15 protein-coding genes and 2 pseudogenes are annotated in these 12,175 nt (G+C 31.8%); 3 read left to right on the top strand and 14 right to left on the bottom strand.

The annotated features are described in order from the left end of the window. On the top strand, positions 1–374 hold a 374-nt coding region (locus tag JFU20_RS29460), incomplete at its 5' end, for a RidA family protein (protein ID WP_242488177.1). A gap of 710 nt (positions 375–1,084) precedes the next feature. Here JFU20_RS29460 and JFU20_RS29455 read toward each other — a convergent pair. The 6 genes and pseudogenes from JFU20_RS29455 to JFU20_RS29430 form a co-directional block, all read right to left on the bottom strand. Then, complete coding sequence (locus JFU20_RS29455; protein ID WP_002013244.1) at positions 1,085–1,900, bottom strand: YwqG family protein; 816 nt, start codon at positions 1,898–1,900, stop codon at positions 1,085–1,087. Positions 1,901–1,978: 78 nt separating this feature from the next. Next, positions 1,979–2,386 (bottom strand): annotated as a pseudogene (locus tag JFU20_RS29450) (DnaJ family domain-containing protein). Between the two features lie 21 nt (positions 2,387–2,407). Continuing rightward, on the bottom strand, positions 2,408–3,604 hold the full coding sequence (locus JFU20_RS29445) for an alpha/beta hydrolase-fold protein (RefSeq protein ID WP_201039266.1): 1,197 nt from the start codon (positions 3,602–3,604) through the stop codon (positions 2,408–2,410). Positions 3,605–3,691: 87 nt separating this feature from the next. Further along, positions 3,692–4,054, bottom strand: a complete 363-nt coding sequence (locus tag JFU20_RS29440) for a hypothetical protein (protein WP_201039265.1) — start codon at positions 4,052–4,054, stop codon at positions 3,692–3,694. A 270-nt stretch (positions 4,055–4,324) separates the two neighbouring features. Beyond that, positions 4,325–4,696, bottom strand: coding sequence for a YxiJ-like family protein (locus JFU20_RS29435; protein ID WP_002127599.1), 372 nt, complete (start codon positions 4,694–4,696; stop codon positions 4,325–4,327). Positions 4,697–4,708: 12 nt separating this feature from the next. Continuing rightward, a complete protein-coding gene (locus JFU20_RS29430) occupies positions 4,709–5,560 on the bottom strand; it encodes a patatin-like phospholipase family protein (protein ID WP_201039264.1) in 852 nt (283 codons plus the stop codon). Between the two features lie 179 nt (positions 5,561–5,739). Between JFU20_RS29430 and JFU20_RS29425 the strand changes: the two genes are divergently transcribed. After that, positions 5,740–6,117, top strand: a complete 378-nt coding sequence (locus tag JFU20_RS29425; RefSeq protein ID WP_002141936.1) for a PH domain-containing protein — start codon at positions 5,740–5,742, stop codon at positions 6,115–6,117. A gap of 121 nt (positions 6,118–6,238) precedes the next feature. Here the strand turns inward: JFU20_RS29425 and JFU20_RS29420 are convergent, their stop codons facing one another. From JFU20_RS29420 to JFU20_RS29400, 5 genes are all read right to left on the bottom strand, one after another. Further along, a complete protein-coding gene (locus JFU20_RS29420; RefSeq protein WP_002165709.1) occupies positions 6,239–6,763 on the bottom strand; it encodes a GNAT family N-acetyltransferase in 525 nt (174 codons plus the stop codon). After that, the gene (locus tag JFU20_RS29415) at positions 6,703–7,224 is read right to left on the bottom strand and encodes a YfiT family bacillithiol transferase (RefSeq protein WP_002085329.1); all 522 of its coding nucleotides are present in this window, start codon (positions 7,222–7,224) and stop codon (positions 6,703–6,705) included. Before JFU20_RS29415 ends, JFU20_RS29420 begins: the two co-directional genes overlap by 61 nt. Before the next feature lie 23 nt (positions 7,225–7,247). Further along, positions 7,248–7,769 (bottom strand): GNAT family N-acetyltransferase, encoded by a 522-nt coding sequence (locus JFU20_RS29410; RefSeq protein WP_201039263.1) that lies wholly within the window; start codon positions 7,767–7,769, stop codon positions 7,248–7,250. Positions 7,770–7,832: 63 nt separating this feature from the next. Next, positions 7,833–9,155, bottom strand: coding sequence for an FAD-dependent monooxygenase family protein (locus JFU20_RS29405; RefSeq protein ID WP_201039262.1), 1,323 nt, complete (start codon positions 9,153–9,155; stop codon positions 7,833–7,835). A gap of 80 nt (positions 9,156–9,235) precedes the next feature. Further along, positions 9,236–10,015, bottom strand: coding sequence for an undecaprenyl-diphosphate phosphatase (locus JFU20_RS29400; protein ID WP_201039261.1), 780 nt, complete (start codon positions 10,013–10,015; stop codon positions 9,236–9,238). 155 nt (positions 10,016–10,170) lie between these two features. Between JFU20_RS29400 and JFU20_RS29395 the strand changes: the two genes are divergently transcribed. Continuing rightward, the gene (locus JFU20_RS29395; RefSeq protein WP_002127593.1) at positions 10,171–10,377 is read left to right on the top strand and encodes a hypothetical protein; all 207 of its coding nucleotides are present in this window, start codon (positions 10,171–10,173) and stop codon (positions 10,375–10,377) included. Between the two features lie 127 nt (positions 10,378–10,504). Here JFU20_RS29395 and JFU20_RS29390 read toward each other — a convergent pair whose 3' ends face one another. The 3 genes and pseudogenes from JFU20_RS29390 to JFU20_RS29380 all read right to left on the bottom strand — a co-directional run bounded on the left by JFU20_RS29390 (position 10,505) and on the right by JFU20_RS29380 (position 12,166). Then, entirely contained in the window at positions 10,505–10,885 is a 381-nt protein-coding gene (locus JFU20_RS29390) for a nucleotide excision repair endonuclease (protein WP_002013261.1), read from the bottom strand. A gap of 77 nt (positions 10,886–10,962) precedes the next feature. Continuing rightward, positions 10,963–11,525 (bottom strand): annotated as a pseudogene (locus JFU20_RS29385) (GNAT family N-acetyltransferase). Between the two features lie 68 nt (positions 11,526–11,593). Next, the gene (locus tag JFU20_RS29380) at positions 11,594–12,166 is read right to left on the bottom strand and encodes a YybS family protein (RefSeq protein WP_002013264.1); all 573 of its coding nucleotides are present in this window, start codon (positions 12,164–12,166) and stop codon (positions 11,594–11,596) included. Between the last annotated feature and the right edge of the window lie 9 nt (positions 12,167–12,175).

Here is a 12,175-nt window from a genome sequence, read left to right as displayed (position 1 = left end):
CGGAAACTATGCCAGCAACTTTTGGATACTCACATGTAGTTGAAGTTAGTAACGCTAAACGAACAATTTACATATCTGGACAAGTAGCGATTAATGCTGATGGTCATATAGTCGGGAATGAAGATTTAGGTACACAAACACGCCAAGTATTTGAAAATATTAAAGTAGCATTAGAAGCTTCAGAATTAAATTTTAATAATGTAGTAAAATTAACATTTTTCTTAACAGATATTTCTCAAATGGCCATTGTTAGAGATGTTCGAGATCAATACATTGATACTAAGAATCCACCAGCAAGTTCAGCTGTAGAAGTTAGAAAGTTAATTAACGATAACTTATTAATTGAAATCGAAGCAATTGCTGTAGCAAACTAATTTTAAAAACTTATTCTTAATCATATCAACGCAATTCGTTCACTTTAAACGAATTGCGTTTTTTATTAACTAAAATATAAATTATACACGGAGACATTCTTATCAATAACACAACATAAATAACTTAAAAAACAAATAACCAAACAATCTACAACACATTATGAACCCAATTAAAAAGGGGAACCTAACAACGATAGCTAACATATAATAAGTTTATTACTTTTTACTAGTTAACATAATATATATTATACGAAGTTATATAGAGTAAGTGTTTATCTGTATCAAAAACCAAGTAAACTATACTTAATGAGACAAAACGGGGATTTTTAATGAGATTCACATAAAATCTTATCTAAATGAATTTCTACAGTTTTTATCGTTTATTTTGCTATAAATTAATCACAGCAAATCTTAATCGATTAATTATCGTTTAACGAATCAAAAATAATTTTGATTAGCACGGAATTTTTTTATGCGAAATAAATTTTTCTATACAAATGATAAATTTCATTTTATGTTTTGCTTTATAGATTTATTGCTAATTACATATGTTTTATTATTTTATATTTTTGTTGTTATTTCTTTTATTTACGCTTGACTTTCATTGTATTCTTCATTCTAGTTAACATAACGTTTATTTTTAACGTAAAGAAATCCTCCTCACCTTCAGGAAGATTTCTTTTGCTAGCTAGTAATCCATTTATCTATTTTTAGTAACAATCCCAATTGTAAATAACATTGGAAAAATCTAGATTTAATAAATCGTCTTTCTTTATAAAGAAATTAGCAACACCAGAATCTCCCCACATAATATTTAATGAATCATCTGTATCGATTTGCAGCAATAATATATCATGTTGCTGGTATTTTTCTTCCCATTCCCTTGGATCTGTCTGTGTGAAAAATGGATAACCACCAATTTTATGCCCTTGATCTTTACATAAATCATCATACAGTTCGCCTAATTCTGTATTATTTTCTTCATCAACAATTTCTTCCCAATCAATTTCCTCACTAAACATCTTTTCAAATCGATAATCCCTTGATGTTACGGGTTGATAACCCAATTCAAACTTTAATTTCGCTGCTTCAGGTATGATAAATTCCTCTAATTCTGAAGTGTTTAAATAACTAAAATCAGTAATAACCTTATTTAAATCTTCTATAATTGTAGAATGATAAATAATTCGAAAGTCTTTTTGGATTGTTGGATGATCAAAATCTGCTCCGTAAAGCTCATCTTCAGCACTTACGAAAAACTGTAGCATACCCTTTTGAGGCATATATTCAACATGCGGCATTTCTTCAAAGTTTAGCTGCGCAAGTAACATCATAGGTTGTCCATTTGAATCTTTAGGATGCTCTTGATCTATAGGTAAATACGGATAACCACCAAATTTACTCTCAAAAAGCGTTGTCTCTGCTAATGTTCCAGACGCTTTAATATAAGGTTTCACACTTTCTTCTAAAATACTACGATACTGCTCTAGTTCTTTCGGAATTTGAAGTTGATACGTATTCTTCATTACATTTGCCTCCCCTTAATAATGAATTGAAAATGCCCTACTTAATTATATAGCAACAGATAACTTCATTGAAAATCGTTAAATATCCGTTTTAACCCTCATTTTTTGCGCACTTGGCGGACAAAGTAAATTATGTTCTGAGACCTTTTTATTAATAGTTGTAATTAACATAGCTGCTTCTACATTATCCGTTAGTTCTTTTAAATTTTCTTTTAGATGATCTATTTCCTTTGAAAGTTAAATCCACCTAGGCAAAACATGATTATTTTTCAAAGTTCTATAAAGTTGCTTGTCAGGATTATACGAAAGATCTTTATCAAGATTAAGAGGTTTCCCTTTCCCAGGTAAATCATTAAACGCTCCTGTCTTTTCTGCCTGTTTAACGATAGAGCTAATATGATCCTCATATGTGAACGACCAAACTTTTTCATCTTTAACTAAAATTTCTTGTTTTTTAAGTTTTTTATCTAGCTCATCTTGATTCATAGATTCTCTCTCCTTTTTATTTTATAGTGTGGTTTTTGTATGTTTTAATGCTTTCAACCCATCAAATAACTTTTCTCGCCACCAAACACCGTCATGACCGCCTTGAAACTCTTCATAAGTAATTTGGTATCCTTTTTCTTTTAAAGCTTTATACAGGCGTCTATTAGCCGTTAAAAGAGGTTTGTTTTCAAGTTCTCCTGCTGCTATGTAAAAATGAGGTTGACTCGTATTAGAATCTATAGATGAAATTTGATTTTCAATCCAAGGAATTTGATTTTCATAACCATCCTTTTTCCAATGCACGGATCCAGACATTGACAACACGTTTCCGAAAACATGTGGATTTTGAAGCGCTGCATAAAAAGCTGCTAAGCCACCAAGACTGAAACCAGCAATTGTTGTATGATTCTTTTCTTGATATACGTGATACCTAGCTTGAATCCATGGAAGTAGTTCCTCCGTTAAAAATGTATTCATTTTATCGTTATAAGTTAGCTCTTCTAGTCGATCAACGGGTTCTATTGCAACAGCAATACAAGATGGGATATCTTTTTCGTATATTAAATAATTGAGTGTTCTTGCGATTGAAAGGTTATTAATGAATGAATTCCCATCAAACACAATGAGAAGTTCTTGAAGATGTGAAGTGTGAGAATAGTCATGAGGCGTATAAATATAAATTTTACGTGTGTCATTTAAAATCGTACTATGAAAATAATATGTTTCAATTTTTCCAGATGGATAATGATCTGAAGGAAAACGACTGCTATACTGTACTTCCATTCCTATGTTTAACACAGACGCTTTATTGGCATCTTCTCCAAATGTATTTTTATTAAATCGATCTAGTTGGTACTTTTCACTGCGCTTTATCCAATCATTTTCGAAAAAATCGTTTACTGAAAAATAGTACGTTGAAATAAAACTCTCATCCGTCCTAAACGTTACATACCAAATATCTGTCTGTAACAACCGTTGTAGTTGATTTACAGACAGATCCCAACCAGGAAAACTACCGAATACATAAACGTTTTCAGTTTTTTGATCCCCTAACCATATATAAGTTATAAGCTTATACTGATTTTCTACAGGACATTGTTCTATTAGTGGCGTATTATTTGACTTTATTTCATGCAAAAAAGTATAAATTGCTTTCTCGTTTCCTTTTTTCAATTGATTATTAAGATCCTCTAACTTAGGACTAATTATTGAAGTCACCCATCTGCCTCCTTTGTATTTCTTTCTTTTCACTAGATTGCTTTTATAAAATTTAGGATTAGTATGTTATGTATTTAGATGAGTTATTTATTTAGAAGGTTTATCAATTACCTGAATAGAAAGTTCCAACGCTTTTATTCTTCTTTCTAAAAGTGTTCTTTGAGGACTACCAGCCTTAGACTTATCATAGGCTCTCTCAATTGATGGAAGCAAACCAGCAAGGATATTACGAGCTTCTGCTAACTCTTCTTGGTTATACCGATGACTTTCTTGATTCCACACGTTCTCTAACACTGCTAGCCCTATACAAACGGCTTTAAGCCTTTTTTTCACTAAGGTAGTATTTGCTCCCTTTTGAGTCATCTGTGAAAAAGCATTTTCAAGTTTACGGATTGTCGATTGTAAAGATTTTATTGATTCAAATTTATCTATATTTGACACGTTTTCCATGTTACTATTGTTCCTCCTGGCTTAACTTATTTAATACTGGATATAATAAGTACTTGATTTCACTCGAAATATTTTATCATAAATAACTAACTATATTTGAATTGGATAATGGATTAAAGGAAAACGGTATCTAAACGCCTCTCCCTCCTTTACATCATTCTATATGTACTTCTTTCTTCGTATTAGAATCCCTATATAAACAAGGTATTAAAATTGTATTTTTTATGAACAAAAAAACGCACAAGCAGCATAACTTGTACGTTTTTATTTTTATTCAGTAAGATAATACAGTAATAGTTTCCGGGCCTTCTCATAATTCATGAAATCTCTATACAAAATGGGATACTTCACAATTTCTGTTTCTATAAAACGATATTGCGGAAACCATTCAAAAAACGATTTCTTTAGCCACTTTATTTGATCAAACACAATCTCCTTTTCGTTGTTATTAAGTATGTAACTTAAAGTACCTGCTGTATGCATCCAATAATAATTTAAATCAGCGCTTATGCAATCATCTTCTGTAAACATATTATTAAAATCTTTTCGTATTTTTCGAAGGTCACAATTCGGAAACGGTTTAAGCAGCGGACTATGCATTTTCTGCAATTCATTAAAAATAACCTTTTTACCTAATAGCAACTTTCCACCCCTTTATTTCTCTATCCAATTTAATAATTTTTCATAATGATATTGAGCATCTGTATAGCCGAGATTATATAGGTTAACAAGTTTCTCTTTATTTCTTTCTATTCCGCTTATAGGAAGCTCTGCGCTTGGCTGAATTACATAAAAATTATCTTTTTGTTCGTTGTGATTCATATAAGATACAGTTTCATTATAAAAACGATAATGTTCTACTAAATGCTCTGCGATTTTTGGATATCTTCTATATAAAATTTTAGCTAGTCCAGAAAATTTATTACGCTGCTTCTCGTATCCTTCTGGCTTTGTCATTATAACAACGTTTTTTAAATAACCATCATTTTGCGCTTTAAAAACTGGAATAGGATCTATAATACCTCCATCTAACAATTTTCGATTATCATATTCTACAGCAGGTGCTATAAACGGCACAGAGCTTGATGCACGAATAATTTTTAAAATATCATTTCCATGTTCTGTTTTATTATAATAAACTGCCTGTCCTGAGTCACAATCAGTCGTTCCGATTACAAACTGTTCATTTGAATTTAGGAATGTTTGAAAATCAAACGGTACAATTTTGTTTGGTACTTCATCAAATAAAAAATCCATTCCAAATAATTCACGTTTTTGAATTAAGTTTCGATAAGATATATACCTGTGATCTGCTACTAGCTCTGTATTCACTTTCTTATTTCTTCCTTTTTGACGTGACAAATATGTTGCTCCCATACACGCTCCGGCGGATACACCGACTACATACGGAAAGAATAAGTCCCTTTCCATAAAATATTCGAGTACTCCTGCAGTATATAATCCTTTCATTCCGCCGCCTTCTAATACTAAACCGATATTTTTCATGCTATATCCCTCTGCTTCTTTTTTCTTAATTATATGTTAGCACAAGATTTTAGGATGAGGTTATATAAATTAGTTGCAATAATAACAAAAAACTATTGAAGCAATGTCATAATCTATTAGTCATTCGCATGGTACAATATAAGAAACTCATTCCACATATTATAAAGGAGGAATTTCATATGGGTTTATTTAGTGGTATTTTAGGAAATGCATCAAGTGCGAGTACAGAAAGCGTTGAACGTGATTTAGAAAAGATTATGCTAGATGATGAGAAAGTTGAGCATGCTTATAAATTAATTCGTGATTTAATCGTATTTACAAATCGTCGTCTTATTTTAGTTGATAAACAAGGGATATCAGGTAAAAAAACAGAGTATCATTCTATTCCTTATAAAAGCATTACACAATTTAGCATTGAAACAGCTGGGCATTTTGATTTAGATGCAGAACTTAAAATATGGGTATCTAGTTTGAGCGCGCCAATTACGAAAGAATTTAAAGGCGATGATAGCATATTAAGTATTCAAAAAGCGTTAGTAACATATACGACAAAATAGTTGGTTTTTGTATATTTATTCGAATTCTAAATTACTAACCCGAATATTTTGGAAGAATATACATTAATTTTGTATATTTAATCTAAAACAATACAAAAAGGTAAAGCATTTAAAATGTGCTTTACCTTTCTTTTGTATAATAAATTAAAGTTGCTTTATCATTTAATTTCTTTTTAAATTCCGCTCTTATATATCCCATCTTTTCGTATAGAAAACAATTTCGTTCTTCCTCTAAAATTGTAGCAAGCTCCCAAGTCGTTATTTCCGGAAACATCTCCTCGATTAAAATTAATACTTTTTGAGCAATTCCGTTCCCTTGATAGTTTGGAATAATAAACATCGGGCTTATCCAAAATTTAGATGCCTCTTCTTTACGTGATATACATATCGCGCCGACAAGATTCGTATTTACGAAAATTTTATAAAATCCACCGTCCAGATTATTTATTCTTGAAATCGTTCTTTCAATACGTTCATTTGCCGGACTTGTTTCATAGTCCTTATACTTTTCTAATAATGAACTAAATGATTCTACTTGCATTTGAAATATAATCTCTGCATCAATTTCTGTCGCCTTCTCTAATGTTACCAATTTAAACGCTCTCTTAAAGAAGTAATGTGAGCTGTATGATGACGACCGTGCCATGCATATAGTCCAATTGCAGCAGCAAGTTTTGTTTCTCCTGATTCAGGATGATTAAATGTCTTTTCTAAATCTGCCGGTTCTAAAGAATATAATAAGTTAACCCATCTTTTATGTAATGAATCTAGCATTACAAGTGAAACATCTACTGGTAATTTCGAGTCAGGTAGCTCTGCCCATTTTTCTTCTTTGTACGGTTTAATAGTTGGATTCTTTTCTGTCATTGCTAATTTAAAGCGTATGTAGCTATTCATATGACTATCAACAACATGATGAACAACTTGGCGAACAGTCCATCCACCGACGCGATACGGTGTATCTAACTGCTTCTGATCTAAATCTTTTATCGCTCTTGCTAGTTCATTAGGTAAATCCTCTATTTCTTGAATCCATTTATCAATTATTTCTTCTGTAATAGTTCCTACGTAAGTAAATTGACCTATTGGATAACGTAAATCCTTCATGTACATGTCCCTCCCTATTATTTTTAACCCTTAGTAGTCCTCCAAATATAATGTATGAAATTTACGTTTTCCCCGTTTAAATCTACAGTAGTTGTCTCCGCTTCCTTTTCACGAGAAAATCCGTTCTTTTCTAATACAATTTGTGAAGCTATGTTATTTGTTGTTGTCATAGCACGTATTTCATTAATTTCATAGACTCTTGCTTGAGCCAAAATCAATTTTACAGATGCTGCTGCAACTCCTTTTTTTGTAAAACCCTCTCCAACTCGGTAGCCTAACGACCCAATTCGTTTTTCCTTATCTACATCAACTAAATTGATACGTCCTACAATTTCTTTTTCTGTATTACGTATGAGATGAAAATAAGAAATCCCCTCAGTTTGTTCTTTTAATAGTTCGACAAGTTGCTTTTGAAAGTATTCATACACGTAATAATTAGAGCCACGACTTGGTACCATTGTTTCAAAAAATGATTTGTTCGTGAGTTCAAAATTAAATAAATCTTCAGCGTCTTGATTCTTTAATTGTTCTATGTATATTTCCATCCCGTTTACCCCTTCTTGATTTACTAACTGTTATACATTCTTTTTTAAACGATAATTTTCCTGCTATTTCTTTCGTCTGAGTAATACAGTAAGTAATACTCTAGGATGAAAAAGATGAAATGGACTACGAATTAAGTTCATAACTCTGACTAACCGAATATAAATATCAGAATCACTTGCAGAAAGTTGATATATTTGTTTCGTATACCATTGCTGAAATTTTTGTTTCGTAGTTAATTCTTTCTGTAACTTAGGATGACGTGCTATCTCCGTTGTGGTCATTTCCCAAGGTGTTTTGATAATCATAGCAGTCTTCCTATAAAACTCTCGAGTTAATGTTTTATCAAGCCTTTTTCTCCCTTGAAGAATTAGTTGTAATTGGTGAGCTTCCATAGCTGCAACTGAAACACCTTGTCCGAAAACTGGATCAAAACGACAATGCGCATCTCCAACTACTAACAATCCTTCAGGCAAATTATTAACTAAATCAAATCGCCTGCGTACTTGATATGGAATTTTGTACGTTTTTATATCGGTAATCGCCTCAGATTTGTTTAGAAACTCTGTAACATTAGTGATTGATAGGTTTTCAGCAAAATCATAAAATTCATCATCTGTTTGCGGTGCTTTTTCATTTGCATATCCACTAAAAGTAACAAAATAACGATCATCTTCAATCGTTTGAATTAGAACACCATAAGGATTCTCAGGAAAACTTGGAGACATAAGCATATTACAGCAGTCTAATTTCTCTTTTTCTTTGAGCCTAAACATTCTAGTTGCGTAAAACAAATCAATTCTTACTTTCTCTTCTTGTACTTCGAAATTGTATTCTTGTAACCAATCTATACTTTTCGAACCAAATCCACTTGCATCAACAACAAGATCTGCATGAAATTCTTCTTTCATTCCTGTTTTCAAACATTTAGCTCTTATTCCATAGACTTTATTAAGCTTGTTATCTACTAGTAATCCTTCAACCAACATTTCATACTTCGAAGTAACATTTGAAACTTGTTCAATTCGTTTTTGAATATGCGATTCTAACAGAAGACGACTTTGTTGAATCATATTTATTTCGCCTTTGAAAGGCTGCTTCCATAGGCCGAACTGATGCCATTTTAAATCGCGAGTAAAGTTATTTACGATGCTACCTGCTTCAATTAATTCATTAGTAATGTTAGGAAACAACTCCTCAAGTGCTTCTTCGCCGCCTTTTAATAACACATGCGGATGATTACTTTGCGGAACTCTTTTTCGCGGACCATTTCCATCCCATTCTTCACCAGCTTCTACAATGATTACTTCTTCAAACGTATTTGATAAAGCCTTTGCGGCGAGTTTTCCTGCGATACTTCCACCAATAACAATAGCCTTAGTAAACATTTTTTCCCCCTTAATGAAAAGAGATCCTGTCGTGTATGAATGGAACAGGATCTTAACTAATAATTCCTTGATAATTATATTTAAAACACCTGTGTGAATTGCAACATTAAAATTAAAATACCTAATCCCCATACGTAATACGCGAATACTTTTAAAGAATGACGTTTTAAATATTGGATCATCCATGAAACTGCTATGTAACCAAAGAACGCTGCTGATAATGTTCCGACAATTAATGATGTACTAGAAATAGATTCAGCTTTCCCTTGAAAAATATCTGCAAATTGCAAGATGATAGCTCCGACAATAGCTGGTGTTGATAATAAAAAGGAAAAGTACGCCGCTGTTTCACGGTCTAACTTTCTCCATAATGCAGCGACAATTGTCATTCCAGAACGAGAAATTGCTGGAAATATAGCTACTGCTTGAAATGAACCAATTATGAATGCATCTTTATATGTAATATCATTCATTTTTTTACGACCGTTCTTTTGTTTATCGGCCATATAAAGAAATAAACCCGTCACTAAAAACTCCCAACCTATTGTTATACCTGTTTTTGAAATATCTTCAAAAAAGTCTTTAAATAATAAGCCGATTACAACCGCAGGTATCGTCCCGACAATAAGTAATAGCATAAGCTTTGAAAATGGATTTTTTATTAAATAAATAAATTCTTTTCTATAATAAATAAACACCGCAAGTAACGTCCCTATATGCAGCATCGTATCTAAAAACAAACCTGCCTCATCTAACTGAAAAATATGTCGCCCTAAATATAGGTGACCTGTACTGCTTATAGGTAAAAACTCTGTCAGCCCTTGAATAATCCCTAAAATAAAAGCTTCTAGCCAATTCATGATGATCTCCTTTCTCATTTGCTTGTACCAATATATGATGCTTTAATTTTTGTTATGAAAGAAAATATATTTCTCTTGGGGATTTACTTTAACCTTTATTTAGAAGTTATGGATTGCGATGAAGATGGATATATATGTAAAAAAGGAGGGTTTACATGGAGAAACACACAAAATTAGGCAACATATTACTTTGGATTGGACCAATTCTTGTGTTCTTAGGCTTATGTATGACAAATGTAATTACAGACATACCTTTCTTCGAAGGAAAGCATAAAACTTTTGGAATTATTATGTTATTTATAGGGGTACTTTGTTTAATTGCCGCTCATTACTTTAAAATACGAAAAAATTCTGCCGATTAAATAATCTATTCCCTTATAAGGAGGAACAAATGCGAGGAAAATCATTACGGACAAAAATTACAAAGCTATATAAATAAAAACAATCCTAGTGTATGTACTAGGATTGTTTTTATTTCGCTAATGTTGTTTATTTATAAAACACTTTATCAACGTTATATTTCGCTTTGTACTTATTAATGATGTATGTTTCGTAAATTTCTCTTTCAGTTGGATCTTCTACGATACATGCATCGATACGGTATACTTCATCACGATTATTTTTGATTGGTGAAACATTATCTTCAAAATGCTTTTTAATACGTTGTCTAATTTTACGAGCTTTACCTACGAAAAGAAGTTCGTCATTAATATTGTAAAACATAAAAATGCCGCCTTTATCTCTAGGGAACAAGTGGAAATCGATAAAACCGTTAATTGGAGTAATTAATGGCTCGTCTCCTTTAATAACTTGGTTACGTTCAGTAATTGAAACATCAGCTTCAGGAATATTAATTTTAATCAAGTTCATTCACGTCCTCTTTTATTATAAAGATAAATAATAGCATAAGTATGTAAGAAAAGCTATGTTAAGAGAGATATTTCATTTTATAATTCAAATATTATAGGTATATCATGTAAACTTTTTTCCAAATCATATGATCGTTTGATTCGCCCCAATAATCCTTCAGCACATAACTAGGTTTTCCAAACTTTTTTGTCCATATACTTTGTGCTTTTTTGTATCCACTATCTAAACAGCATTCGATGATTCCTCTGCTAAGTAATGTAAGATACATTGTATTTAGTAGTAAACTCCCTATACCTTTTCTTTGATACTCCGGAAGTATAAATACAGTTCCTATTTCATACAAATCCTTAAGTACACCGTCTGTACAACTATTAATCAATGCACTTGCTGGACCGATTTCAATCGTTCCAATGATTTTATCGTTACTTGTATCTATCGCTAATAAAAAGTAACGATTTTCTCCATTACTATCAAAATCATTTTTTAAATATTTCTTTTTCGAGTTAATTTCATTTTCTATGTCATCTAATAGATGTGATAACCCTTCGTTTTTAAATGTATTAGTAATAACAAGACGAAAAAACAAATGTAATTCATCTAAATCATTCGAATTCGGCCTTCTAATTTCAATGTTATACATGGCTTACATCTCCAATTTTTAAAAATATATGAGAAAGTGTATTTGTTCAAAAAGATTTTATGCAATTGCTAAGACCATACTTTATATACTCTATTCATTATTATTCTACACAACTCTGCATAGATCCAGCAGTATAAAAAACTCAGTATAAATATTAATGTAATAACTTTTATATCCATAGTCGTATGAATAGTAGGACCAAGTACAGGAAAACGGAAGATATCGAGAATGATCATAATTCCTATAAGTAGACATATCGCTGAAAAGGAAATTACCCAAATCCTCCTCTTGAATTGTAAAAAGGATACTCCTAACGCTATACCTAATAAGCCTGTAGTAAAGGGAAAGACAATTAGTTCACTTGGCTCAATAATGAATAATAGGAAAATAGTAAGAATATAAGAAAGTACTCCCTCACGAATAGAATAACAAATAGCCAGAAAAATCGGTAGCGTCGCGAAAGGACTAATAAATAACCCAATTCCAGGGATTAAGTTCCCCGCAGATTGAAAAATAGCAGCAAATGAACCGAGTAATGCTGTAATGACTAACCTACTTGCAGGCGTCACCTTTCTTTTATGAACAAAATTCGCATCCTGCTCTATCATCCATTGATACCAATAGCTTCTAAAGCGATTCATCAAATTCCC

The organism is Bacillus sp. TH30 (assembly GCF_016650875.1).
Classification (GTDB): domain Bacteria; phylum Bacillota; class Bacilli; order Bacillales; family Bacillaceae_G; genus Bacillus_A; species Bacillus_A mycoides.
The sequence above is the reverse complement of the archived record's forward strand: the minus strand, read 5'-3'. Positions and strand labels throughout refer to the sequence as shown.

Coding starts and splice junctions, on each gene's coding strand:
- JFU20_RS29395 (WP_002127593.1), top strand. CDS start 10,171: ATGGAGAAACACACAAAATTAGGCAACATATTACTTTGGATTGGACCA.
- JFU20_RS29400 (WP_201039261.1), bottom strand. CDS start 10,015: ATGAATTGGCTAGAAGCTTTTATTTTAGGGATTATTCAAGGGCTGACA.
- JFU20_RS29380 (WP_002013264.1), bottom strand. CDS start 12,166: ATGAATCGCTTTAGAAGCTATTGGTATCAATGGATGATAGAGCAGGAT.
- JFU20_RS29440 (WP_201039265.1), bottom strand. CDS start 4,054: ATGGAAAACGTGTCAAATATAGATAAATTTGAATCAATAAAATCTTTA.
- JFU20_RS29420 (WP_002165709.1), bottom strand. CDS start 6,763: ATGGCACGGTCGTCATCATACAGCTCACATTACTTCTTTAAGAGAGCG.
- JFU20_RS29455 (WP_002013244.1), bottom strand. CDS start 1,900: ATGAAGAATACGTATCAACTTCAAATTCCGAAAGAACTAGAGCAGTAT.
- JFU20_RS29430 (WP_201039264.1), bottom strand. CDS start 5,560: ATGAAAAATATCGGTTTAGTATTAGAAGGCGGCGGAATGAAAGGATTA.
- JFU20_RS29415 (WP_002085329.1), bottom strand. CDS start 7,224: ATGAAGGATTTACGTTATCCAATAGGTCAATTTACTTACGTAGGAACT.
- JFU20_RS29405 (WP_201039262.1), bottom strand. CDS start 9,155: ATGTTTACTAAGGCTATTGTTATTGGTGGAAGTATCGCAGGAAAACTC.
- JFU20_RS29410 (WP_201039263.1), bottom strand. CDS start 7,769: ATGGAAATATACATAGAACAATTAAAGAATCAAGACGCTGAAGATTTA.
- JFU20_RS29390 (WP_002013261.1), bottom strand. CDS start 10,885: ATGAACTTGATTAAAATTAATATTCCTGAAGCTGATGTTTCAATTACT.
- JFU20_RS29425 (WP_002141936.1), top strand. CDS start 5,740: ATGGGTTTATTTAGTGGTATTTTAGGAAATGCATCAAGTGCGAGTACA.